The sequence below is a fragment of the Flavobacterium lacustre genome (genome assembly GCF_027474525.2).
GTDB classification, from domain to species: Bacteria; Bacteroidota; Bacteroidia; order Flavobacteriales; family Flavobacteriaceae; genus Flavobacterium; species Flavobacterium lacustre.
On the sequence record NZ_CP114882.2, the window covers coordinates 1,460,721 to 1,487,316 of the forward strand.

The following is a 26,596-nucleotide window of genomic DNA, read 5'->3' on the forward strand; positions in this document are numbered from 1 at the left end:
TTCATGGAAATAAGTATCATATTATTGTGCTTAATACTATGTGCCTTTTTCTCGGGAATGGAGATTGCTTTTATTTCGTCAAATAAAATTTACCTCGAAATCGAAAAGAAACAAGATAGTTTTGTTTCAAAAATCCTGACTAAACTTACCGAAAAACCTTCTAAGTTTATTGTTGCAATGCTTATTGGTAATAACATAGCATTAGTTATTTATGGGTTTTTTATGGGGGAATTATTAATGCATTGGGTTGATGGGTTGGGCTATCATTTCTCTGGCGTTTTAAATTTAATTGTTCAAACCTCACTGTCTACTTTTATCGTTTTGATTACGGCAGAGTTTTTGCCTAAAGTTTTCTTTCAAATTTATGCCAATTCTTTATTGAAATTTTTTGCGCTTCCGGCGTATTTTTTTTACAGACTATTTTACTTTGTCTCAACTTTTTTTATTTGGATTTCTGATTTTGTGCTAAGAAAATTTTTCAAAACTCAGGGCGATCAGATACAATTGTATTTCAGTAAAGTAGAATTAGGGAATTATATCACCGAGCAAATGAGCACGGTGGAAGATAATGAAGAAGTCGATTCTGAAATACAAATTTTTCAAAATGCATTAGAATTTTCGGGTGTAAAAGCCAGAGATGTGATGACGCCCAGAACCGAAATTTCGGCAATAGACTTGTACGATTCGGTTTCAGAATTGAAAGAATTGTTTATAAAAACGGGTTATTCTAAAATTGTAGTGTATCAAAACTCACTCGATGACATTATTGGATACGTGCATTCTTTTGATTTATTCAAAAAACCAAAAACAATTAAAGAGATTCTGATTTCGGTTGAATTTGTGCCAGAAACCATTTATATCAAAGATGCGATGAGTTTGTTGACCAAAAAAAGAAAAAGTGTCGCAGTAGTTTTAGACGAATATGGTGGAACTTCGGGAATTATAACTATCGAAGATATTGTGGAAGAGCTTTTTGGAGAAATTGAAGACGAACACGATTCGGACGAAGAGCTGATTGAAAAAGAATTAGAGGAAGGAACTTATCTTTTTTCAACACGATTGGATGTAGAATTTTTAAACCAAACCTATAAGTTTGATATTCCCGAAAGTGATTCGTATAGTACTTTGGGAGGATTTATAGTCGATTTTACTAAAGATATCCCTCAAAAAGGCGATTTAATCACCATCGATAACTATCGATTTGTAATTGAAGAAGCCACAAATAAGAAAATAGAATTGGTTAAAATGACTGTAGTGGAGTAATTTTTTTAGAAAATTAAAATTTCTTGAAAAATAAAACGCTACTAGTATTATTATTAATTAGATAATTGTATTTTCGCAAACTGAATTTAAAATTAACAACAATAAAAATGGCAGTTTTAGCAAAAATTAGACAACGTTCCGCTTTATTGATAGCAGCTATTGCAATTGCATTATTTGCATTTATAATACAAGATCTTATTGGTAAAGGTGGCTTTAGCCAAAACACAAAAGATGTAGGAAGCATCGATGGAAAAGATATTTCATTTGAAGACTTTAGACTTAAAGTAAGCAATGTTGAAAAAAGTGGTCAAGGGATTACTTCAACAGCGGCAGCAAACAGAGTTTGGGATCAAGAAGTTTCTATTGCTTTGCTAACAGCCGAATTTGATAAATTAGGATTGAGAGTTGGAGAGAAACACATTATCGAAGTTTTGAAAGCAGATCAAAATATTGGAAAAAACCCAATGTTTTTGAACGCAGCAGGAATGTTTGATTTGGCAAAATTCAAAGATTATTTCAAAACTAATCCAGAGCAAGCTCAATATTTGAAAGACAGAGAAAAAGATGCAGAACTAAATGCTAAATTTCAAATCTACAACACACTTATCAAAGCAGGAGTTTACACAACGGAAAGCGAAGGTAAATTGAAATATGAAATGGAGTCTAACAAAGTAAACTTTGCTTATGTTGCCGGTTTATATTCTACCATCAAAGACAGTGATGTTAAAGTTACTGATGCTGAGATTGTAGATTTCATGAAGAAAAATGAAAAGAAATACAAAGCGGACGAATCTAGAGAAGTAGAATACGTTTTGATTGAAGATAAAGCTTCTAAAGAAGATGAAAATGAAGTGAAAAATAAAATCACTGCATTGTTATCAGGAAGCGTAGTTTATAACCAAGCAACAGGTAAAAATGATACATTGCAAGGGTTTAGAACAGCAACAAATACAATTGATTTTGTAAATTCAAATTCAGATGTGCCTTACGATTCGTCTTATGTTGCCAAAAAAGATTTGCCTGCAATTGATGCGGAGCAATTATATAACTTAGCTCCTGGAGCGGTTTATGGACCTTACAAGTTTGGTAGTTACTACTGTATTTCTAAATCTTTAGGAAGAAAAGCAGGCGTTAATGCGAAAGCAAGTCATATCTTGATCAGTTACCAAGGAACACAAGTTCCAAACCAAAAAGAAAATAGAACGAAAGAAGAAGCTAAAGCAAAAGCAGAGTCTATCTTAGCTCAAGTAACAGCAAATCCCGATAGTTTTTTAATGTTAGCATTTACTGCTTCTGATGATTCTTCTTCTCAACAAGGAGGTGATTTAGGTTATTTTGGTCCAAACCAAATGGTAAAACCTTTCAATGATTTTGTTTTCAATAACAGTATTGGAAAAGTAGGTTTGGTTGAAACTCCTTTTGGTTTCCACATTATCAAAATTACAGACAAACAAGACGGAATTCGTTTAGCTACTGTAGCTCAAAAAGTAGAAGCTTCTGAAGCAACTTCTGACAAGATATTTACAGAAGCAACCAAATTTGAAATGGATGCTGTTGATAAAGATTTTAATAAAGCAGCAAAAGAGATGAAATTGACTATTGCAGCTCCAGTAACTGTAAAAGCAATGGATGAAGCTTTTGGACCTCTTGGAAATCAAAGAACAATCGTAAGATGGGCTTTTGAAGATGATACTAAAGAAGGTGCTGTGAAAAGATTTGAAGTAGCTAATTTAGGTCACGTAATTGCAAAACTTAAAAAAATTGATAATTCAGGGTTAGTAGCCGTTAGTTTAGTGAGACCATATGTTGAGCCAATTCTTAAAAACAAGAAAAAAGCCGAATTGATTAAAGCTAAAATGACTGGAAGTTCTCTTGAAGCAATTGCAAAAGCTACAGGTTCAACAGTACAACAAGTGACTGGTGTAACTATGGAAAATCCGGTTTTGGCTGGAGGAGTTGGTCAAGAGCCAAAAGTAGTTGGAAATGCATTTGCATTATCAGCTAATAAATTATCAGCACCAATCGAAGGAAATACAGGCGTTTATGTTGTTAAAAATGTAAGCATAGTAAAAGCACCAGCTTTGAAAAATCATGCGCCTTATGTTGCAAAATTAAAAGCACAAAGCGCTTCTGATGCAAATAGAGTTGTTCCTGCATTGAAAGCTAATGCTACAATCGTAGATAACAGAAAACTATTTAATTACTAAAAATTGTAATTTAAAAGTTCAACAATAAAAAATCCCGATGCATTTAATGTATCGGGATTTTCTTTTATAAAGCAATTAGTAAAATAACGTAAGCAGTTTTACAGTATCATTTCGCTGTAAGGAATAATGGTTTCATATCCTTTGGAAGCAAAATAATCTTTTGGGTTTTCCTTTGAAATCGCTAAAATAAAATCGCCACCCCAAGCTCCAAGACTTTTTAGAACCCCTTTAAAATCAGGAAATAAAGCTTCTTTTACTGTTTTCATCTCGAGAATGTTACTCATGGCAATTTCATGTTTTTCTATTGCTGCGGCAAACGATTTAAGCGTCGTAGCCTCAATTACAGCTTGAGTAATTGTATTGTTTGTGGTTATATTTTTTTCTAAATGATTGTTTTTATTATTGTAATACGAAGCAATTGCCACTTTACTGCTTTGTTTTTTATTGAGATAAACGAAATATAAGTTTTCGGCAAAATCAGGGTTGAAAATTACTTTTTCAACAATTGGCTTGTCTTCTACTATAGCGTACAAAATAGGAGTGTTATTTTGCGCACAGGCGATGTCGTAGCCGCTACCGCCAAAACTATTTTTGAGTAATATAAAAGCGTCAATTTGCAGCCATTGTGCAATGTTGTTGATTAAGGTCGATGAGGTTCCTAATCCCCATTTTTTAGGAAATCCCAGTTCGGTTGTGATTAAATATCCTTCTGATTCATTGATAAACTTTGGGTTTAGTAAATAAGCTTCGTGCAAAATGGCTATTAATGTGTTTTTTACCGATTCGATTTCTGAATCTAACGGGTTTGTGATTTCAGAAAAAGTAAGGGTTTCTTTGAACCATATACTGTGGTCAACATCATAACTTTCCCAGTGTATTTCTTGGTTGTTTCCTTTTTCAATGATTAGGTTCTGACCAAATTTTGTTGGTAATGCAAAAGCTTTGGCTCCGTCAAGAACCAGATATTCGCCTGTTATTAAAAGTTTTCCGTTGCTGTAGAATGTTTGTTTCATTTGTATATTTTTAGCCCCGATGGAAACGGCATCCTCTTGTGGCGGTGTTCGCCATAAGAGATATAGTGTACAGCGGGATTAAGCTCCTGGTGGGTATTATTTTCTTAGATTTTCAATGTAGTCGACAACGGCACTATGCGAAACGACATGATGTTTGAAATGTTTCCGAATTAAAACACGTTCATCCTCATTGGCCTCAAACTGATTCAGGATGTTGTTCAGGTGCATTTTCATGTGTCCGTCTTGAATTCCTGTTGTGGTCAAGGAGCGTAATGCGGCAAAATTTTGAGCTAAACCTGCCACAGCCACGATTTGCATTAGTTCTCTAGCCGATGGTTTTTCAAGCATTTCTAACGAAAGTTTGACCAATGGATGCAAGGAAGTTAATCCGCCAACGGTGCCTAATGCTAAAGGAATTTCCATCCAGAATGTAAAAATTCCGTCTTCAATTTTGGCATGAGACAAACTGGAATATTGTCCGTTTCGCGAAGCATACGCATGGATTCCGGCTTCTACGGCTCTGAAATCATTGCCCGTTGCCAGAACCACGGCGTCAATTCCGTTCATGATTCCTTTATTGTGAGTTACAGCACGGAAAGGTTCGACTTCGGCAATTTGAACGGCTTGCACAAATTTTTCTGCGAATTCTTGCGGGTCGTTTATGTGTTTTTCTTCTAAAGCATTGATAGGACAAGAAACTTCGGCTCTAACGATGCAATTGGGAACATAATTGGAAAGGATGCTCATTACGACTTGAATGTCTTTTTCAGAAGCTGAAAACAATTCATAATCAAGTGCTTCTTCTTTTAAAGTTTTAGCAAATTGCTCTAAACACGAATTGATGAAGTTCGCGCCCATGCTGTCTTTGGTTTCAAAAGTAGCATGAAGCTGAAAATAATTGGGAATTAATTTAGTTTTGTCTTTTAGAACAATATCTAAAATTCCGCCTCCTCTTTTTTGCATATTTTTAGTGATACTTTCTGTATCAGCAAAAAATTTAGCTTTGGTTTGGTTGAAAAAGGATTCCAGTTTTAAAGCATCTCCTTTGAACATAAAATGTACTTGTCCGATTTTTTCGGTATTGATAACGGTAGTTTTAAAGCCACCGCGAGTAGACCAAAATTTTGCAGCTTTTGCGGCAGCGGCCACTACGGAACTTTCTTCAATAGCCATCGGAATGGTGCTGTATTTTCCGTTAATTAGAAAATTTGGAGCGACTCCAAGCGGAATATAGAAATTTGATATCGTGTTTTCTATAAATTCATCGTGCAGTTTTTGTATTTTTTCATCAGAATTCCAATAGTTTTTAAGCAATTGTATGGCTTCCTGTGGTGTTGAAAAGTAGGCAGTTGCAATCCAGTTTATTTTTTCTTCTTTGGATAATTTCGAAAATCCAGAAACGGCGTTATTCATTCTCAATTGATTATAAGATAATTGTTGGCAAAGATACAATTTTAGCGGTTTTGTTTTTACTGTAGGATATTCAATAAATAGTTTTGTTTGATATTGTTTTTAACATTTAACATATGAAATGTGAAATAATTGTAAATTTTTCACTAAAATTGAACGTTTTTATATTTACCATACTATCATGAAATTAAACACGTTTACGGCCTTATTTTTATTGTTGTGTTTGACTGTTACCGGACAGCAAAAAATCACAATTGAGCAAATCTACAACGGTACTTTTCGTGCCCAAGGAATGGACGAATTGCAGTCCATGAAAAATACCAACCAATATACGGTATTGAATCCGGACCGAGTTTCCAGAAGTATGCAAATTGATTTATACGATTTTGCTACTTTAAAGAAAACGGCGACACTTATTGATACTAAAAATTTCCCTGCATTATCGGATGGTATTGACAGTTATACTTTTAGTTCTGATGAGAAACTGATTTTGATTGCGAATAATTCCAATCAAATTTTCCGTCATTCCTTTACTGCCGATTATTATTTATACACGATTGAAAGTAAACAATTAACTAAATTATTTGATTTTCAGGTGCAGGAACCTACTTTTTCCCCAGACGGAAAGAAGATTGCTTACGCCAAAGAAAATAATCTTTATGTATATGATTTAGCTACAAAACAATCTACACCAGTTACAACTGACGGTAAGAAAAACAGCATCATCAACGGAATTACGGATTGGGTTTATGAAGAAGAATTTGCTTTTGTAAAAGCATTCGACTGGAGTGCTGACAGCAAAAAACTGGCCTACATTCGTTTTGACGAAAGTGAGGTTCCGGAATTTTCGATGTCTATTTTTCAAAAAGAACTGTATCCAACAGTTGAAACGTTCAAATATCCGAAAGCAGGCGAGAAAAATTCAGCCGTTTCCTTGCACATATATGATGTGAATGCTACAACTGTTAAAACAGTAAATCTAGGAAACTACAATGATTTTTATATTGCCAGAATGAAATGGACGAACGATGGCAATGTTTTATCCGCACAGGTATTGAATCGTCATCAGGATAATTTAGATTTGTTGTTTATTGATGGAAATTCCGGAGCTGCAAAAGTAGTTTTGAATGAAAAAGACAAAGCTTATGTTGATGTGACTGATAATTTGACTTTTCTAAAAAACAACAGCTTTATTTGGACCAGCGAAAAAGATGGATTCAATCATATTTATTGGTATGATAAAAATGGGAAACTAAAAAATCAAGTCACCAAAGGAAAATGGGAAGTGACTTCTTATTATGGTTTTGACGAGAAAACGAATACTATTTTTTATCAATCGGTAGAGAATGGTTCTGTTAACAGAGCTATTTACAGCATAAATTTAAACGGGAAAAACAAGTTGCTTTTGTCCAAAAACATAGGGACAAATGCCGCTACTTTCAGTCCGAATTTTGAATTTTATATCAATACGTTTTCTACGGCCAATCAGCCAACAACGTATACTTTGAATGCCGTTAAAACCGGAAAACAACTTCAGGTTATCGAAGATAATCAAGCATTGGCTTCGAAACTAAAAGATTTTAACTTGCCTTCAAAAGAGTTTTTTGTTTTAAAAACAGAAAAAGGGAATGAGTTAAATGCTTGGATTATCAAACCAAAGGATTTTGATGCTTCAAAAAAATATCCTGTTTTTATGTATCAATATTCTGGTCCAGGATCACAGCAAGTCAATAACGAATGGAACTCTGCAGATGATTATTGGTTTATGATGCTGGCGCAACAAGGCTATATCGTTGCTTGTGTGGATGGTCGTGGAACAGGTTTTAAAGGTGCCGATTTCAAGAAAGTAACGCAAAAAGAATTAGGAAAATACGAGGTGGAAGATCAAATTGATGCCGCCAAAGTAATAGGAAATTATCCGTATGTGGATAAATCCAGAATTGGAATTTGGGGTTGGAGTTACGGAGGGTTCATGGCTTCGAATTGTATTTTGAAAGGTGCTGACGTTTTCAAAATGGCAATTGCTGTAGCACCTGTAACCAATTGGCGTTTTTATGACAGTGTTTACACCGAAAGATATATGCAGACGCCACAGGAAAATGCTAGTGGTTATGACGAAAATTCACCGATAAATCATGTTGATAAATTGAAAGGGAAATTCCTGTTGATTCATGGTTCAGGAGATGATAATGTGCATGTGCAGAATTCGATGCAAATGATGGAAGCTTTAATCCAAGCTAATAAACAATTTGATTCTCAAATTTATCCGGATAAAAACCACGGAATTTATGGAGGAAAAACCAGAGTGCAATTGTACACTAAAATGACTAACTTTATCAAAGAAAATTTATAATTTAACCGTATTTAAACTAACCAACCAAAAATAAATAATATGACAGAAACTCAAGTAAAAACAGGACATCCAAAAGGACTTTGGGTATTATTTGGAACCGAAATGTGGGAACGTTTCAATTTCTATGGTATGCGAACCTTATTGGTTTTATTTCTAGTAAATTCTTTGATGATGAAGGAAGAAGATGCTTCTATCATTTACGGAGGTTTTCTAGGATTGTGTTATTTAACACCAATGTTAGGAGGTTTTATAGCAGACCGTTTTTTTGGAAATAGAAACTGTATTTTATTGGGAGGTTTGATGATGGCTGTTGGGCAATTGTTGTTGTTTACAAGTGCCACCGTATTTCCGGCTAATTTGAGTTTAGCTACTACAATTATGTATGGCGGTTTGGGGGCAATTGTTTTTGGAAACGGTTTTTTTAAGCCAAATATTTCCAGTATGGTGGGTAGTTTATACCCAAAACAAGAAAAAAGTAAATTAGATACTGCTTTCACTATTTTTTACATGGGAATCAATATTGGTGCTTTTTTAGGACAGTCAATTTGTCCTTTGCTAGGTGATGTAAAAGATACAGGTGGAATTAGAGATATTTATGCTTTCAAATGGGGATTTCTTGCCGCATCGATAGCTATGCTTATTGGAACGTTAGTTTTTTACTTTCTAAAAAATAAATATGTTGTTACTCCGGAAGGAAGACCATTAGGAGGATTGCCATCCAAAAATGTTGCAGCTGATTTTGAAGAGGGAGAAGCGCAAAAAGCTAATTTTTCTCAATTATCATTGATTATTGCTGGAATTGTGTTTCTAGTTTTAGGTGCTATCGTTCATTTTGTTTTTGAACAAAATCTAATTTACACCTTAATTTATTCCAGTGGATTAACTTTAGCAGGATTAATCATTTCAGATTCTTCTTTGACAAAAATTGAAAGAGATCGAATTATTGTAATTTATATAGTTTCCTTTTTTATCATCTTCTTTTGGGCTGCTTTTGAACAGGCAGGTTCTTCTTTAACATTTATTGCTGATAATCAAACCGACAGGAGTTTCTTTGGATGGCAAATGCCAGCTTCGATGGTTCAAATTTTCAACGGATTATTTGTGGTTGCTTTAGCGATTCCTTTCAGTGTATTATGGGATAAACTAAGAGCCAATGATAAAGAACCAATTTCTCCGGTTAAATTGGCGGTAGGTTTATTGTTAATTACAGTTAGTTTCTTTATGATTGCTACTCAAGTAAAAGATCTTGGAAATTCGGGACTTTTAGCTGTTAAGTGGTTGATATTATTGTATTTATTGAATACTTGTGCGGAACTTTGTTTGTCACCGATAGGTTTGTCGCTGGTAGGGAAATTATCTCCAAAACGTTTTTCTTCTTTATTGTATGGAGTGTTTTTCTTATCGAATGCTTCTGGCTATGCATTAGGTGGTACTTTAGGATCTATTTTGCCGGCAACGGGAGATAAGTTCAAAAAAGCATCTGATTTAGGGATTGATTTACAAGGAATTTTAGACAAAACGATAACGCCAACTGCAGCACAACTTAAAGTTTTGGCCGATAATAATATAAGTGATCATAATAATGTTTTTGCAGGATTTGAAATTCATAATTTATTCGAATTTTTTATGGTTTTTGTAGTCTTGACAGGAATTGCTGCTGTGATTTTATTCGCATTGACTCCATTTTTGAAAAAAATGATGCATGGTGTTCGTTAATCTTTTTATAGTATAAAATTAAAAAAACACTATCTTTTTGAACCTTCAAAAAAATGGTGTTTTTTGCTATTATACCCCTTTTAAATTATCTAAAATTATCAATATAAATGGAACAAAATTTAAGCATAGAAGAAATTCAAAATTTTAAAGGAAAGTATCCGAAACAATTGTGGTACCTGTTTTTTAGTGAAATGTGGGAACGTTTCAGTTTTTATGGAATGCGCGGTATGCTATATATTTTCATGGTGCATCATCTTATGATGAGTGATGTTGTTGCGAACTTACAATATGGCGCCACGCAGGCATTCGTTTATGCATTTACCTTTGTGGGAGGTTTGTTTGCAGATAAAATATTAGGATACAGAAAGTCTCTTTTTTGGGGAGGGATTTTAATGATTGTAGGAAGTTGTATTTTGGCTTTCGATCCCAAACAGTTTTTCTTTCTTGGGGTAAGTTTTACAATTATTGGTACCGGTTTTTTTAAGCCCAATATTTCTACAATGGTTGGAAAATTATATAAAGACGATGATAATCGAAGAGATGCAGGGTTTTCATTATTCTATGCGGGAGTAAATCTTGGAGCGTTAATTGGAGGTTATATTTGTATTGCTGTTGCAAAAGGAGCGATGTTAAGTTCCATAATACCTGAAAATTTGAGATGGAACGTTGCCTTTGGTTTCGCTGCGGTTGTGATGATGATTAGTTTGCTGACTTTTGTTCGAACACAAAAAAGTATGGGCGAAATAGGAATTTCTCCTTTATTAAATTTAGAAGTTAAAAAAAGAAAAACATACGAATACATCACTTATATTGGATCTCTTGCTATTATTCCGATTATTATTTTGCTGGTTTCTAATTCTGAGTATACGAATCTGTTTATGTATATCATTGGTCCTTGTTCTTTGTTATACTTGTTTTATGAAATGAGAAATTTCTCTTTAAACGAAAATAAAAAATTATTGGCTGCCTTGGTTTTTATTCTGTTTTCAGTAGTCTTTTGGGCTTTTTTCGAACAGAGCGGAGGTTCTTTGAGTGCTTTTGCAGCAAATAATTTAAATAACACGGTAGCAGGGTTGAAGTTAGACCCTAATGGTGTAAACAATTCTGCCAATTCCTTTTTTGTAATCACTTTTGCAGCTTTGGTAGGATTGGTTTGGTTTTGGATGAGCAAAAGAAAAATTGAGCCCAATACAGTTGTCAAATTTGGACTTGGATTTTTATTTCTTGCCGGTGGTTTTTACGTGTTTTATTACACTAAATTCTTCGCCGATGCTAACGGAGTTACCTCTTTAGATCTTTTTACTTTTGGTTGGTTTATAATTACTTTTGGAGAGTTGTGTTTGTCGCCAATTGGAATGTCAGCTATGACAAAATTATCTCCTCAAAAAACACAAGCCGTAATGATGGGAATGTGGTTTCTGGCCAGCGCTTACGGACAATATTTTGCGGGATTATTAGGGGCGAATATTGCAAGTGCTTCTGAAAATGCAACAAATTTTGAGAAATTAACAGTCTATGCCGATGGCTATAAACAACTGGCTATTTATGCGCTTATTGCGGGACTGATTTTAATTATTATTTCTCCTTTGGTAAAAAAATTAATGCAAGAAGTAAAATAAAACAGTATTTTAGGCCTTGTTTTTGATGAATAAAAAATAAAATTTAAAAAATATGAATAAAATTGTTCTCCTGTTCTTATTGGTTTTTGGATCAATGACAACTCAAGCGCAAGAATTAACTTGGGAAACGAATATCAATAAGGCGATTGAGGTTTCTAATAAAACGAACAAACCATTATTGTTGTTCTTCACTGGGAGCGATTGGTGTGGTTGGTGTATCCGATTGCAAAAAGAAGTACTTAAAACTCCAGAATTTACAAAATGGGCAAATGAAAATGTTGTTTTGGTAGAATTAGATTATCCTAGAAGAACGCCTCAAACAGCGGAAATCAAGAAACAAAATGCTGAGTTGCAACAAGCTTTTGGTATACAAGGATTTCCAACGGTCTTTTTTGCAAAGGCGATAACTACAGACGGAAAAACAAATTTTCAAGGATTAGGAAATACAGGTTATGTAGCTGGCGGTCCAACGGCTTGGTTGGCTGTAGCTGATGGAATTTTGAAAATGAAATAATCCTAATGTATGGTATAGAATCCCTTTTCGGCAGTAGCGTGAAAAGGGATTTTTTGTTTTAGGCATGTAGTTTTCCATAGTTTTTGAATCGTTTTGAAATTAGATGCATCAGCAATGACTATGTTCGGTTTCGTGGTTTGCAGCAATCGTTCCATATTTATTTTTGGAGATTGCCTTAGAATCAAAATATCTGGAATTGTGTTTTTTGGATATATTCCGGAACTGTCAATAATTAATATTTTATTTCCATTAAAAAAAAGAATATTTGGAACCAATTTTTTAGCACGAACACTACTGAAATTACCAACTAAGTACGACTTTAATACTTCCTCTTTTTCTACTGTTTTCAAAAGATTCTCAGTAGTATAAAGAATGACATTTTCGGCTTTTCGTTCTGCAATCAACGTATTTTTTTTAGAATTAAATAGTATCCATTCTTGCTGATTTTCAATGTTCCAATAATTTTTAAAACAGGAAAGTTGTACTGTAATAACGGAAAGTAATACCACAGCCAACTTGTTGAAACTTGGTTTTTTGAACCAAATAACAGCTGCTACAATCAACAAATAACTGCTAAGAAATAAATACGTATTAAACGGAATATCTTTAATTATAAATTGTTCCAGCGAGGCAATCCAATTGATTATTTTGTTCATATACAAAATACTCCATTCTAATATTTTTGAAAGGAAAACAGGCGTAGAATCTAATGCTGCTAAAATCATCACCAAAACCCCAAAAATCATTATGATACTCAGTAGCGGTATGATGATCAAATTAGTTACAAAGAACAATCCCGGAAATTGATGAAAGTAATACAAACTCAAAGGGAAAGTACCTATTTGTGCTGCAAAAGAAACGGTGAGAATATCCCAAATGTACCTTGCAATTTTGTTTTTTGGTATCCAAAGAGAAGCTAAAAGAGGCTGCAGCCAAATAATAAAGAACAACGCAATATAACTCAATTGAAAACCCACATCAAATAAAAACGAAGGTTGTACCAATAAAATCAGCAATATAGAAATCAATAAAGTATGGTAGATATTCACGCTTCTGCGCAAATGGGTTCCAATGGCCACAAAGGAAAACATAGTGACGGAGCGAACTACAGATGGCGCCAAACCGGCTAATATTCCAAATAAGGATAATGAAAGTAAAATGATGATTAGTTTGAGTAAAGAACCGTTTCGGGTATTGGGAAATGGCTTCAGAATGAAAGTAATAAAGAGTAAAATAAACCCGATGTGTAAACCTGAAACTGATAAAATATGTACCGCTCCCGCATATTGATAATCCCGAATGATTTCTGGAGAAATATCTTGTTGTTGCCCGAGAATTAAGGCAATTGCTACGTTTAATTCTGTTTTGTTGAAGTCATTTTTTTCTAAATTAGAGATGATTTTTGTTCGTAATTTGGAGGTATAATACCAAATATTCTTTTCAATAACAGGATTTATAGCAATCTCGTCAACATCAGCGTACAACTGTGCATAGATTTGTTTGTTCTCTAAATATTTTCCGTAATCAAATTGGTTTGGGTTTTTTGGAGCGCTATTTTTATACAAAACACCTTTGATTTGCAATTGATTTCCAATTTCAAAGGTGTGATTTAAACTGTCTTTTCGAATATTCAGGATAATTCTGCCGGATCGTTCGTGTTTATCAATGCGATTCACAAGAGCAATATAGCGTTCGTTGAATGGTGTGGTTTTTAATTTTTCTCTCAATGTTATGGTAATCAAATGATTTTTCTCAAAAATCGTTTGATGATGTACATAATTACTTTTTTGATAAAAATCGGTATGAACAATTTGGGTGCTAACACCAATCGCAAATGAAAGTAAATAGGTCGTAATACCAAAATAGATTGTTCTACTGAATTTTTTTCGCAATAAAAAGTAGGCTGTACAAAATGTACAGATAGTGATACCAAGAAAAACAAAAGCAAATTCGGGATTAGGTTTCAAGTAAAACGCTAGCAGAATGCCCAAGACAAAAACTATTGTGATTCTCGCTAAAGGAAATTGTAACACTTTCATGTTACTAAAGTACAAAATTTTAGTAAGAAATAACTTTGTTCTTTGTAGGAGGTTTTTTGTGCTACAAAAAATAAATTACTTCAAATCTGCAACAATTAACTTAGCTGTTTTCTCACTGGCGCCAATGCCGCCCAGTTTTTCTTCCAATAAGTCGTAATTAGCCAATAGTTTTTTACGGTGATTAGGCTCCAGGATTTTTTTTAATTCTTGACGAATGCGTTTTGTAGTGCAATCTTCTTGAATTAATTCGATGACCACTTCTTCATCCATAATCAGGTTTACTAATGAAATGTATTTTAGTGTAATAATGCGTTTTGCTATTTGATACGAGGCCCAACTGCCTTTATAACAAACTACTTCGGGTACTTTGAAAAGAGCGGTTTCGAGTGTTGCAGTTCCGGATGTGACTAATGCTGCAGTAGCGTTGCTTAATAAATCGTAGGTTTTATTAGAAATGAATTTTATATTTTCATTAGAAATAAAACGTTCGTAAAAGGAGAAATCTTGACTTGGAGCGCCAGCAATTACAAACTGATATTCCGGAAAATCTTTTACAACACTCAGCATAACGGATAACATTTTGGTGATTTCCTGTTTTCGGCTGCCGGGTAAAATGGCAATTATAGGTTTTTCGTTCAATTGATTTTCGCTTCTAAAAACGATTCCATCGATGGTCGGTTGGTTGTGAATGGCATCAATTAAAGGGTGCCCGACAAATGAAACGGGATAATGATGTTTGTCTTCATAAAAGCTTTTTTCGAAAGGAAGAATCACATACATTTTATCTACATCGCGTTTGATATCGGTAATTCGGCTTTCTTTCCAAGCCCAAATTTGAGGGGAAATGTAATAATGTGTTTTCATTCCCAATTCTTTCGCCCATTTTGCAATACGTAAATTAAAGCCGGGGTAATCAATAAAAACCAGAACATCAGGTTTAAATTCCAGGATGTCTTTTTTACATATTTTGATATTATTCAAAATGGTTTTTAAATTAAAAATCACTTCAATAAATCCCATGAAAGCCAATTCGCGATAATGTTTTACTAATTTGCCACCAACATTTTGCATCAAATCACCTCCCCAAAACCGAATGTCAGCTGATGGATCTTCCTTGTATAATGCCTTCATCAAATTAGATCCATGTAAATCACCGGATGCTTCACCTGCTATAATATAGTATTTCATTTTTCTTTTCTTTAGAACCTTCTGCTGCATTTAAATGTAAAAATAATTACATTTCTTATATAAACAAAGTGATAATCGTAAGTACAATAACTGCTAAAACAACGCCTCTTGCCATTAGTTCTTTATTGCGTTTGAGTAAAACAGCAAAAATAATTAAATCAAGAATGGCACCTAAAGTTATTATTTTGCCAAGATGTCCTTGTGCTTTCATTGTTTGTATTCCAGTTATAAAATCATAGTTGGTAAATCCGGTAATGAAAATAAAACTACCCAAAATACAACCCAAAATCCCGATGGTAAAACCCAATATTAAATCTGTTTTATTCATTCCATTTCCAGGTATTAAGTTGTTGCATGCTGTGATGTGCGGTTAAATCAAATTGCACTGGGACTATCGAAATATAATCATTTTCCAATGCCCATTCGTCTGTATCTTCGCCTTTATCTTGATTGACGAATTCTCCTGCAAGCCAATAATAATCTTTTCCTTGAGGTGTTTTTCTTTTGTCAAATTTCTCTACCCACATCGCTTTTGCCTGGCGGCAAACTTTTATTCCTTTGATCTCTTCTTTCTTTAGTTTAGGGAAATTTACATTCAAAAGAACGCCTTCCGGCAAGCCGTTTGTCAGGACTTCAAGACATATTTTTCTAATGAAAGATTTAATGGGTTCAAAATCGGCATTCCAATCGTAATCTAATAATGAAAAACCAATTGCTGGAATTCCTTCAATTCCTGCTTCAACAGCAGCACTCATTGTTCCGGAATAAATCACATTTATAGAGGAATTTGATCCGTGATTAATACCAGAAACACACAAGTCTGGTTTTCGTTTCAGGATTTCATTTACGGCCAGTTTGACACAATCTACTGGCGTTCCAGAGCAGCTGTATTCAGTAATAGCATCGTTTTCTTTTGAAATTTTATTCAGATACAAAGTGCTGTTTATCGTAATGGCATGTCCCATGGCACTTTGTGGTTTGTCAGGTGCTACAACTACGACGTCGCCAATTTCTGCCATAACAGCAATAAGTGCTCTGACTCCCGGAGCCGAAATCCCATCGTCATTGGTAACTAATAGTAAAGGGCGAACTTGTTTCATTATTTTTATTTTCAAAAAGATTGGTATTCTATGAATTTATTGGCAAATGTAACGACTCAAAAGAGTAATTTTCAGACAAAGAAAACAAATTTATCAACTACAAACATTAATGTTAGGACAAAAAGAACAATTTTATATCTTTAACAAAAAATTATGCAGAGCCTATAATTGTTGGCATAGTTTTTACCGTAATTTAGATTAAAAAATTGATGAATACTATTATTGACTATATGAAAAGAAATTATAAAATACTTCTGGCTGTTGTATGCCTCTCGGTAACCTTGTTTGCATTCAAAATGAATTCAGGGAATGAAAACGACGCAGATCCTGATAAAGACAAATTACTTTTGGAGTTATTGACTTTTGTTTTAGAAAAAGGACATTATAGTCCTGCGGTTATTGATGATGCTTTTTCTAAAGGAGTTTACAAAGATTTTATTCAGGCATTAGATCCTTCAAAACGATTTTTTCTACAATCGGATATTGATGAATTTGCAAAGTATGAAACCGATTTAGATGATCAATTAATCAATAAAGATTTGACTTTCTTTAATCTTGCATATGATAGATTGATGCAGAGAATGGAAGAAGGAAAATTGATTTACAAATCAGTTTTGAGCAAACCATTTGATTACACTATTGACGAAAGTTTCAATACGGATTATGAAAAAGCGCCTTATGCAAAAACTTCAGCCGAACTAAAAGATAAATGGCGTAAACAGATTAAATTATCTACACTTTCTTCATTGGTAGACCGCATGGAAATGCAAGATAATAAGAATAAAACCGGGGTTGACAAATCGGTAAAAGAACCTGTTGTACAAGTAAAAGAAGGGGAACAATTTGACCAGAGTTATTATGATAAAACTAAAAATACAGCTGTTGAAACCGGTAAAACTAAAACTTTTGTAGAATTAGAAAAAGAAACCAGAGAAAGTTCTGCTAAATCATTGGATGAGTATTTTGGTTTTATAAAAGATTTAGATCGAAATGATTGGTTTTCGGTGTATATCAATTCAATTACTGCTCGTTTTGATCCGCATACAAACTATTTAGCTCCCGAAGAAAAAGAGCGTTTTGATGTGAGTATCAGCGGAAAACTGGAAGGAATCGGGGCGCGTCTTCAAAAGAAAAATGATTATACTGAAATTTCAGAATTGATTTCCGGAGGGCCGGCTTGGAGAGGAAAACAATTAGAATCGGGTGATTTGATTATGAAAGTGGCTCAAGGCGACAAAGAACCGGTTGATGTTGTTGGAATGCGTTTAGACGATGTGGTTAAAAAAATTAAGGGACCAAAAGGTACTGAAGTTCGTCTTACTGTAAAAAAAGTAGACGGAACTATAACGGTGATTTCTATTATAAGAGACATCGTTGAAATTGAAGAAACGTATGCAAAATCAAGCATTGTTAATAAAAACGGATTAAAGTACGGCGTGATTTATTTGCCTAAATTTTATATCGATTTTGAAAATAAAGATGGAAGAGATGCCGGAAAAGACATTGCTATTGAAGTTGACAGATTGAAAAAAGCAGGTGTGAACGGAATTGTACTTGATGTTCGTGATGATGGTGGAGGATCTTTATCGACTGTGGTAGATATTGCCGGTTTATTTATTGAAGACGGACCAATTGTACAAATCAAGTCAGCCGGTAAAAATAAAGAAGTTTTATATGACAGAGATAAAAAAATCGAATGGGACGGACCGTTAGTGATAATGGTTAATAGTTTTTCTGCTTCGGCTTCAGAGATTTTAGCGGCAGCGATTCAGGATTACAAAAGAGGAATCATTATCGGAAGTAAACAAACGTATGGTAAAGGAACGGTTCAAAACGTAATTGACTTGAATCAATTTGTGCGCAGTAGTTCTGTGGGCGATTTAGGTGCTTTAAAAACTACGACTCAAAAATTTTATAGAATAAACGGTGGTTCAACACAATTAGAAGGTGTAAGCAGTGATATTGTTATGCCGGACCGTTATGCGTATTTGAAAATGGGAGAGCGTGATGTTGAAAATGCAATGCCGTGGGATAAAATTGATCAGGCCGATTATAAGGTTTGGACTAAGAACTCGAATTTTAATCAAGCGATTACCAATAGCAAAAACAGAATTGCTCAAAATCAACAATTTCAATTGGTTGAAGACAACGCAAAATGGATTGATAGCCGAAGTGAAGAGAATGTTTATAGTTTGAATATTGACAAATTTAAATTGGCTCAAACTGAAATTGAAGGAAAAGCAAAAAAATATAAACCAATATTGGATTATAAAAATGAATTGAAATTCACTTCTTTGCCTTCTGAACAAGAAATAATGGCTAAAGATGCTGCTTTAAAAGAAAAAAGAGAACGTTGGCATGAAGCTCTATCAAAAGATATTTATGTGGAAGAAGCACTCAATGTATTGGATGATTTACAAGCGAAAGGGATTGTGAAAAAAGCAATTCCAGTTAAATTTAAAAAAGATAAATTAGCTAAATCATAATTAGTTTTTCTTTAAAAGAATAGAATAACAACAAGCTAAACGCTCCATAAATTCAAATCGAATTTATGGAGCGTTTTTATTTAGAACACATTAATTTGTCTAAAATAAAGTGATTTAGGAAATTAAAAAGGCAATGGTAAAGGTGGATTGATGTGTAGCCCTGATAGCAATGGAAAGCATTTGAAGGCTCGTTTATTAGTTTTTATGTTTTTTCAAAGCGACCAAAGGAAGCTCTTGAGAAAATAATAAAAACTTTAACGAGTCAAAAAACTTGAAATGAATAGCAGGATTTAGCTCTAAAGAAAGGAAGTTAGATAGATTCTACCATTCATTTACTTTATTTGCATCCATTTTTAGGAATATAAAAAGGAGTATTGTAAAACCCCAAAGTCCGGAACCTCCATACGAAAAGAAGGGTAGTGGTACTCCAATCGTTGGAAAAATCCCCACTACCATGGCAATGTTTACAAAGAAATGAATAAATAAAATTCCTGCAACACAATAGCCATATACGCGGCTGAATTTTGTTTTTTGCCTTTCGGCCAAATAGATAACACGAAGAAATAAGCCCACAAATAGCGCAATAACGATTAAAGAGCCGATAAATCCCCATTCTTCGCCAACGGTCGTGAAGATATAATCGGTGTGTTGTTCGGGCACGAAACCGCCTTTGGTTTGTGTTCCTTCCAAAAAGCCTTTTCCAATCCAACCACCGGATCCGATGGCTATTTCAGATTGATTGGTATTGTATCCAATCCCTTTCATGTCTACCGTTTTTCCTAATAAAATATTGAAACGGTCTCTGTGATGTTGTTTGAAAACATTTTCAAATACATAATTTACCGATAAAACAAAGCTGGAAATTAAGACGAAAATGATTCCGCTCAAAACAATATTTCGATCTCCTAATCTGGATTTGAAATGAATGATAACCAATGCTAATAAAGCAATTAGAATCACATACTGAGGTTCTAATAATAGCGTCATGACAAATAAAAGAATCGTAATAAAACCCGTCCATACATACCAAGCAGGAAGACCTTCGCGGTATAAAACAATAATGAAAACACTATAAATCAATGCGCTTCCCGGATCGGGTTGAGGTAATATGAGTAATACGGGCAAAAATACAATAGCCAAAGCTTGAATTTGTCTGTTGACGTCTTTAAGATTGATTTGTGTATCACTTAAGTATTTTGCTAAAGCCAATGCGGTTGCTGCTTTTGCAAATTCTGAAGGTTGTAATGTGAAACTTCCAAAACCATACCAACAACGTTGTCCCGCAATAGTCTTTCCGAACACAAAAAGGCCGGCCAAAGATAATAATGATATTCCAAATATGATGGAGGCATATTTTTCATAGAATTTACCATCGACATAAAGTACGATCAAAATTAACGGAATAGTTAATATGATAAATATAAGCTGCTTGTCCGAAGTTCCTTCCATAGAAGAAAGTGAAGAAGAGTAAATGTTTAACCATCCTAATAGTACCAATACACTATAGATAATGACACATGTCCAGTCAAGATTATTCGTTATGCTTTGGTTTTTCATTTGAAAGAATAGCTTATTGTTGTTTTTGTTTTGTTGTGTCTATTTTTACTTTTCGAATAACAGTTTTGCTTTTCAAAATAGAATCTTGTTTTCTCATTTGTGTTTTTACAGTTTCAGAGAGACCACCGAGTTTAGCATACTCGCCTTGTAAACTTTTATTTAAGATTCTGGTTTCTAAATCGGTTCTGGTGATTTTATGTCTTAAGTATTTTTCAATCATTAAACTCGCAATCGGACCTGCAATTGTAGCTCCAAATCCACCATTTTCTACCATGATAGCGATTGCAATCTTGGGATTATCTTTTGGTGCAAAAGCTACAAATATAGAGTGGTCTTCTAGTTGTGTTCTTTTTCCATCAATTTTAGCGAAATTTTCAGCAGTTCCTGTTTTTCCACAAATATCAATTCCTTCGACTTTCAAATAATAAGCAGTTCCTAGATTATAAACATCAAATAGACCACTAATCATGGGTTTGAAATATTTTTTATCAATGGTAGTGACATGCTTTGTTGTGAACTTCTTGTCAATTTTTTCTCCCTCTATTTTTTTTATGATGTGAGGCGTATAATAATATCCTTCATTAGCAACTGTTGCCATCATATTGGCGAGTTGAATAGGTGTCATTAACACTTCTCCTTGCCCAATAGCATTAGATACAATTGTTGTGCTTCTCCAACCACCATTAGGATAAATACGTTTGTATGTTTTTGAATCTGGAACTTTTCCTTTTTTACCTGTTGGTAAGTCATAGCCCATAAATTGGCCCAGACCAAAACTTTTAACGTGATTACTCCAAACATCTACCGCATAAGCAGGTTTGGCGTATTTATTTATGGTTAACATGTATGCGCTTGCAAAATAAGTATTACAGGAATTATAAATTCCATTATGTAATTGATGTGGTCCAAAGCCGTGACATCCCATAAAACGTCCTCTGGCATAGCTAAATCCGTGATGACACATGAAAGTTGTTTGCTCGTTGACAACTCCTTCTTGTAAAGCAACCAGACCTGTTAATATTTTAAAAGGGGAACCAGGAGGATATTCGGCTAACAATCCACGATCATAAAGCGGTTTAGCAATAGAATCGCGATACAATTCAGTATAATTTTTTGATCTTTTTCGTCCTACTAATATCGAAGGGTCGTAAGAAGGAGCGGTAACAAGTGCTAATATTTCACCTGTTTTAGGTTCAATAGCAACTATTCCACCTCTTTTATTAATCATTAATTCCTCACCATATTTTTGAAGTTCGGCATCAATAGTCAGGTTTATATCTTCTCCTTGTACAGCAATTGTATCGTATTTCCCTTCCTTGAAAGAGCCGATTTCTCGGTTGTATTTGTCTTTTTGAATGTATTTAACGCCTTTTATTCCTCGCAAAATTTCTTCGTAGCTTTCTTCAACCCCTTGTTTTCCTATCAAATCACCACTGTTGTAGTATGGATTTTTTGCCACGAGTTTTTCATTAACTTGAGTGATGAAACCAAAAATGTTGGCGCCAAAATCTACTTCATAATCACGAAGCGAACGCTTTTGAAAATAGAAGCCTTCAAATTTTCTGATTTTTTCCTGAAAAGCGGCAAATTCACTTTTATTTAATTGTGGTAAAAAAACAGAAGGCAATCTTGGGCTGTAGATTTTTGCTTTTTCTATTTTTTTAATAAAATCTTCTTTAGTGATGTTTAATAATTGACAAAATTCTAAAGTATCGGTATTCTTTACTTCACGGGGAATTACCATGATGTCATAAGAAGCCTGATTCGCGACTAATAATTTTCCGTTACGATCATATATATATCCTCTTTCTGGATAATCATATTTTATTTTAATGGCATTATTGTCTGATTTTAATTTGAAGGAATCATTAATAACTTGCAAATAAAATATCCGTATCACGAGCAATGATGCTGCGATGATAATTAAGGAAGGCAGCAAGACTTTTCTCATCTTTTGTTTGGCTTAATAAGATATATTATAATGATACAAATAATAATTGTGAAAACTGTACTCAGTACCGTTCTTAGTAAAATGTCCCAGAAAAAGCTAAATTGAAAAGCTTCTAATATGAACAAAACAAGGTGATGTATGACAACGGATAGTAAAATAAACGAAAATCGCTCCGGAGTTAAAACATCGTTTAATTTTACAGTTTGGTACTCATAACTTAGACCGAAGGAGAATTTAAATAAAAAAGGTCTGAAATAAGCTAAAGCTAAACAAGCTGTAGCATGAATTCCTCCTGAATTACTAAACATATCCATGATAAGACCTAACAAAAAACTTGCCAAAAGAAGTCCTGATTTGTTTCCGTTTACAGGATATAAAATGATAAATAACACGTAAGGAAACGGACTTATGAATCCAAAAAAATTCATGTTGTTGAAAACAATAATTTGAGTTGCCAAAAGCAAAACAAACCGAAAAATATTGACTAACAATGCGCTATTCATCTTTTTCTCTCTTTTCTAAATTAATAAGTTCTTCACGATTCTTGCTCTTGATGATATATACATGACCCAGATTAGTCATGTCATTAAATAATTTAACCTCTATTTTATAATAATGAGTTTCTTCGTCTGTATAAATTCTTTCAATAGTTCCAATATTAATATTTTCAGGAAAGATAACAGATTGACCTCCAGTTACAATAGTGTCTCCTTTTCGGATGGTGGCTAATCTAGGAACATCGATTAGTTGTACATAACCGGTACTTTTTCCGTCCCAAGTTAAAGAACCAAAATGGTCTGATTTCTTAATCTTAGCGTTAATAAGGGATTTTTTATTTAAAATACTGATAACAGTAGCATAATGAGCCGAAGTATTGTCAACAATCCCTACAATTCCTAAACTATTAATCACTCCCATGTCAGGTTTTACGCCTTGTAGTTCTCCCGAATTTAAGGTTAAATAATTTTCATAAACATTATAAGAATTGTGTATCACTTTTGAAACAATAATGTCTGAAGGTTTTACTCCTTTTAAACTGTCTAATTTTTTTATTTGAGTAGTATCTTTTTTATTAAACAGAAGGCTTTTTAAATTTGCATTTTCTAAAGCAAGCGCATCATTTTGTGTTCTTAAATTTAAATATTCATTGATGTTATTTGCTTTTTCATAAACACCACCGCTCAAAAAATTAGCAGAACTAATTATTTTACTTCTGTGAAAAGAGTGGGATTGAATAGTAAGGGCTAACGAAATGCCTAAAAGCAGCAAAAACAGTAAACGATTACTGTTTTTAAAAATAAAATTAAATATTTGCTGCATTTCTTAAATGTATAATGTAAATGATTGTTGTTTTTATTTAGAATCTAATTGTTGTATTGGGCCTTAAATCTAATGCCAAACGAACTTAGAAAAACGCATTACTTAATCAAAATACTTTTAAATTTCACAATGTTTTTAAGTGCCATTCCGGTTCCTCTAACTACTGCTCTTAATGGATCTTCGGCAATGTAAACAGGTAAATCTGTTTTTTGTGAAATTCTTTTATCAAGTCCTCTTAACATTGATCCTCCACCTGCAAGATAAATTCCTGTATTGTAGATATCCGCTGCTAACTCCGGAGGTGTTTGAGATAAAGTTTCCATTACAGCATCTTCAATTCTTTGAATAGATTTGTCTAATGCTTTTGCAATTTCTCTGTATGAAACTTCAACTTGTTTTGGTTTTCCTGTCAATAAATCTCTACCTTGGACTGACATGTCTTCTGGAGGGGTTTCTAAATCTTCGATAGCAGCTCCAATTTGTATTTTTATTTTCTCAGCAGTACTTTCTCCAACAAAAAGGTTGTGTTGGGTACGCATGTAATATACAATGTCATTTGTAAATACGTCACCGGCAATTTTTACCGATTTGTCACATACAATTCCGCCTAATGCAATTACAGCAATTTCAGTTGTTCCACCACCAATATCTACAATCATGTTTCCTTTAGGTTGCATGATGTCAATACCAATACCAATAGCCGCAGCCATAGGTTCGTGTATCAAATAAACTTCTTTACCGTTTACTCTTTCACAAGACTCTTTTACAGCTCTCATTTCCACTTCGGTAATACCGGAAGGGATACAAACAACCATTCGTAATGCGGGAGTAAACATTCTTTTTTTCAATGCAGGTATGCTTTTTATAAACATACTTATCATTTTTTCGGAAGCATCAAAATCTGCAATTACACCATCTTTCAAAGGTCTTATCGTCTTAATGTTTTCATGTGTTTTACCCTGCATCATGTTGGCTTCTTTACCAACAGCAATGATTTTTCCCGAAACTCTGTCTCGGGCAACTATAGATGGGCTGTCAATTACAACTTTATCATTATGAATGATTAAAGTGTTAGCGGTACCAAGGTCTATCGCAATATCCTCGGTCATGAAATCAAAAAATCCCATAAGTCTTTTAAGGGTTTAAAAAGTTATAAATAAGTAAAGCACAAAGTTAAACAAATTAATGTTTAAAATGACGCGTTCCAGTAAATACCATTGCAAGTTTATTTTCGTTACAATAATCAATGCTTAATTGGTCTTTAATAGAACCTCCAGGCTGAATTACAGCTGTTATTCCTGCATTTTTTGCAATCTCAACACAGTCAGGGAAAGGGAAGAAGGCATCACTTGCCATTGAAGCACCATGTAAGTCAAAACCAAAAGTTTTTGCTTTTTCAATCGCTTGCAACAGAGCATCAACACGAGAAGTTTGTCCTGTTCCAGATGAAATTAAGGTTCCGTTTTTTGCAAAAACAATCGTATTCGATTTGGTGTTTTTACAAACTTTCGAAGCAAAAATCAAATCTTCAATTTCTTGTTCAGTAGGAGCTGTTATAGTAACGGTCTTTAAGTCTGCTTTATTGTCGGTGATATTGTTTCTTTCCTGAACTAAAATTCCGTTTAGGCAGGTACGAACTTGTTTTTGTGGTAAGGCTACTTCATTTTGAATTAAAATAATTCTGTTTTTCTTTTCTTCCAAAATGGCAATAGCTTCAGCATCATAAGATGGCGCGATAACTACTTCGCAGAATAATTTATTTATTTCGGTTGCTGTTGCAACATCAATTTTTGTATTTGCAATCAAAACACCACCAAAAGCTGAAGTTGGGTCACAAGCCAAAGCAGCTAAATAGGCTTCGCTAATCGTATTTCTGCTGGCTAATCCACAAGCATTGTTGTGTTTCAAAATAGCGAAAGTTGGACCGTCGTTTTTGAATTCATTAATTAAATTCACGGCAGCATCTACATCAAGTAAGTTGTTATATGATAATTCTTTTCCGTGTACTTTATTAAACATAGCTTCAAAGTCACCAAAGAAAAATCCTTTTTGATGCGGGTTTTCTCCATATCGTAAGATTTGACCATTAGCAATACTTTGTTTATAAATAGTTTCGTCTGTGTTGAAATAATTAAAGATAGCGCTGTCGTAATGAGAAGAAACATGAAAAGCTTTTGTAGCTAATAATTTTCTGTCTGCAAGAGTTGTCGCTCCGTTTTGATTGGTAATTAAGTCCAAAAGTAAACTGTATTCATCAACTGAGGCTACAATTACGGTGTCTTTAAAGTTTTTTGCGGCAGCACGAATTAAGGAAATACCACCAATATCTATTTTTTCAATAATAGCTGACTCACTTGCTCCTGAAGCAACTGTTTTTTCGAATGGGTATAAATCAACAATTACTAAATCAATCTGTGGAATGTTGTATTCCTGCATTTGTTGCACATCACTTTCGTTGTCTTGACGGTTTAATATTCCTCCAAAAACTTTTGGGTGTAATGTTTTTACTCTACCCCCAAGAATAGATGGGTAAGAAGTAACGTCTTCAACTGGGATTACAGGAATTCCTAAGTTTTTTATGAAATCTTCGGTTCCGCCAGTAGAATATAAAGTAACGTTTTGTGAATGTAGTTTTTGTACTATTGGCTCAAGACCTTCTTTTGAAAATACTGAAATTAATGCGGATTGAATTGTTTTAGTTGTACTCATCGTGTAGTTAAAATTATAAAGTGCAAAAATAGTTTTTTTTTGATTATAAAATTCAATCAATTTGTGTAACATTATTTTAAAAAATCACACCAATGTGTATGTGGATTTTTATTAGGTTTTTGAATAAAATTTATAGAAATTTACCTTAACA

At 33.8% G+C, this 26,596-nt stretch carries 19 protein-coding genes; 7 read left to right on the top strand and 12 right to left on the bottom strand.

Features of this window, described 5'->3' with window-relative positions:
• The first annotated feature begins 3 nt into the window (after positions 1-3).
• Both O6P34_RS06490 and O6P34_RS06495 read left to right on the top strand, forming a co-directional pair.
• A complete protein-coding gene (locus tag O6P34_RS06490; protein ID WP_269686512.1) occupies positions 4-1,263 on the top strand; it encodes a hemolysin family protein in 1,260 nt (419 codons plus the stop codon).
• A 107-nt stretch (positions 1,264-1,370) separates the two neighbouring features.
• Positions 1,371-3,470 carry a peptidylprolyl isomerase gene (locus O6P34_RS06495; protein WP_269686513.1) on the top strand — a complete coding sequence of 700 codons (2,100 nt, stop codon included), beginning with the start codon at positions 1,371-1,373 and terminating at the stop codon, positions 3,468-3,470.
• 98 nt (positions 3,471-3,568) lie between these two features.
• Here the strand turns inward: O6P34_RS06495 and O6P34_RS06500 are convergent, their stop codons facing one another.
• Both O6P34_RS06500 and O6P34_RS06505 read right to left on the bottom strand, forming a co-directional pair.
• The gene (locus O6P34_RS06500; RefSeq protein ID WP_269686514.1) at positions 3,569-4,483 is read right to left on the bottom strand and encodes a GYDIA family GHMP kinase; all 915 of its coding nucleotides are present in this window, start codon (positions 4,481-4,483) and stop codon (positions 3,569-3,571) included.
• Between the two features lie 96 nt (positions 4,484-4,579).
• Complete coding sequence (locus O6P34_RS06505; protein WP_269686515.1) at positions 4,580-5,896, bottom strand: hydroxymethylglutaryl-CoA reductase, degradative; 1,317 nt, start codon at positions 5,894-5,896, stop codon at positions 4,580-4,582.
• A 178-nt stretch (positions 5,897-6,074) separates the two neighbouring features.
• On the opposite strand from O6P34_RS06505, the gene O6P34_RS06510 reads away from it, so the two are divergent.
• From O6P34_RS06510 to O6P34_RS06525, 4 genes are all read left to right on the top strand, one after another.
• Positions 6,075-8,246 (top strand): S9 family peptidase, encoded by a 2,172-nt coding sequence (locus O6P34_RS06510; RefSeq protein WP_269686516.1) that lies wholly within the window; start codon positions 6,075-6,077, stop codon positions 8,244-8,246.
• 39 nt (positions 8,247-8,285) lie between these two features.
• Positions 8,286-9,962 carry a peptide MFS transporter gene (locus O6P34_RS06515; protein WP_269686517.1) on the top strand — a complete coding sequence of 559 codons (1,677 nt, stop codon included), beginning with the start codon at positions 8,286-8,288 and terminating at the stop codon, positions 9,960-9,962.
• Between the two features lie 107 nt (positions 9,963-10,069).
• Positions 10,070-11,581: a peptide MFS transporter gene (locus O6P34_RS06520; protein ID WP_269686518.1), complete on the top strand. Its 1,512-nt coding sequence runs from the start codon at positions 10,070-10,072 to the stop codon at positions 11,579-11,581.
• A gap of 52 nt (positions 11,582-11,633) precedes the next feature.
• The gene (locus O6P34_RS06525) at positions 11,634-12,095 is read left to right on the top strand and encodes a thioredoxin family protein (protein ID WP_269686519.1); all 462 of its coding nucleotides are present in this window, start codon (positions 11,634-11,636) and stop codon (positions 12,093-12,095) included.
• Positions 12,096-12,097: 2 nt separating this feature from the next.
• Here the strand turns inward: O6P34_RS06525 and O6P34_RS06530 are convergent, their stop codons facing one another.
• The 4 genes from O6P34_RS06530 to surE form a co-directional block, all read right to left on the bottom strand.
• Complete coding sequence (locus tag O6P34_RS06530; RefSeq protein ID WP_269686520.1) at positions 12,098-14,134, bottom strand: ComEC/Rec2 family competence protein; 2,037 nt, start codon at positions 14,132-14,134, stop codon at positions 12,098-12,100.
• A 75-nt stretch (positions 14,135-14,209) separates the two neighbouring features.
• On the bottom strand, positions 14,210-15,322 hold the full coding sequence (gene lpxB, locus O6P34_RS06535; RefSeq protein ID WP_269686521.1) for a lipid-A-disaccharide synthase: 1,113 nt from the start codon (positions 15,320-15,322) through the stop codon (positions 14,210-14,212).
• 55 nt (positions 15,323-15,377) lie between these two features.
• On the bottom strand, positions 15,378-15,650 hold the full coding sequence (locus O6P34_RS06540) for a hypothetical protein (RefSeq protein ID WP_269686522.1): 273 nt from the start codon (positions 15,648-15,650) through the stop codon (positions 15,378-15,380).
• On the bottom strand, positions 15,643-16,422 hold the full coding sequence (gene surE / locus O6P34_RS06545) for a 5'/3'-nucleotidase SurE (RefSeq protein ID WP_269686523.1): 780 nt from the start codon (positions 16,420-16,422) through the stop codon (positions 15,643-15,645). The genes O6P34_RS06540 and surE overlap by 8 nt, the downstream gene beginning before the upstream one ends.
• A gap of 209 nt (positions 16,423-16,631) precedes the next feature.
• Between surE and O6P34_RS06550 the strand changes: the two genes are divergently transcribed.
• Entirely contained in the window at positions 16,632-18,908 is a 2,277-nt protein-coding gene (locus O6P34_RS06550; protein ID WP_269686524.1) for a carboxy terminal-processing peptidase, read from the top strand.
• Between the two features lie 321 nt (positions 18,909-19,229).
• On the opposite strand, the gene rodA is transcribed toward O6P34_RS06550, so the two are convergent.
• From rodA to purH, 6 genes are all read right to left on the bottom strand, one after another.
• On the bottom strand, positions 19,230-20,465 hold the full coding sequence (gene rodA / locus O6P34_RS06555; RefSeq protein ID WP_269686525.1) for a rod shape-determining protein RodA: 1,236 nt from the start codon (positions 20,463-20,465) through the stop codon (positions 19,230-19,232).
• A 13-nt stretch (positions 20,466-20,478) separates the two neighbouring features.
• On the bottom strand, positions 20,479-22,416 hold the full coding sequence (gene mrdA / locus O6P34_RS06560) for a penicillin-binding protein 2 (protein WP_269686526.1): 1,938 nt from the start codon (positions 22,414-22,416) through the stop codon (positions 20,479-20,481).
• Positions 22,413-22,919, bottom strand: a complete 507-nt coding sequence (locus tag O6P34_RS06565; protein WP_269686527.1) for a rod shape-determining protein MreD — start codon at positions 22,917-22,919, stop codon at positions 22,413-22,415. Before O6P34_RS06565 ends, mrdA begins: the two co-directional genes overlap by 4 nt.
• Entirely contained in the window at positions 22,912-23,736 is an 825-nt protein-coding gene (gene mreC / locus O6P34_RS06570; protein ID WP_269686528.1) for a rod shape-determining protein MreC, read from the bottom strand. The genes O6P34_RS06565 and mreC overlap by 8 nt, the downstream gene beginning before the upstream one ends.
• A 98-nt stretch (positions 23,737-23,834) precedes the next feature.
• The gene (locus tag O6P34_RS06575; protein ID WP_269686529.1) at positions 23,835-24,863 is read right to left on the bottom strand and encodes a rod shape-determining protein; all 1,029 of its coding nucleotides are present in this window, start codon (positions 24,861-24,863) and stop codon (positions 23,835-23,837) included.
• A gap of 55 nt (positions 24,864-24,918) precedes the next feature.
• Positions 24,919-26,445 (bottom strand): bifunctional phosphoribosylaminoimidazolecarboxamide formyltransferase/IMP cyclohydrolase, encoded by a 1,527-nt coding sequence (purH, locus tag O6P34_RS06580; protein WP_269686530.1) that lies wholly within the window; start codon positions 26,443-26,445, stop codon positions 24,919-24,921.
• Between the last annotated feature and the right edge of the window lie 151 nt (positions 26,446-26,596).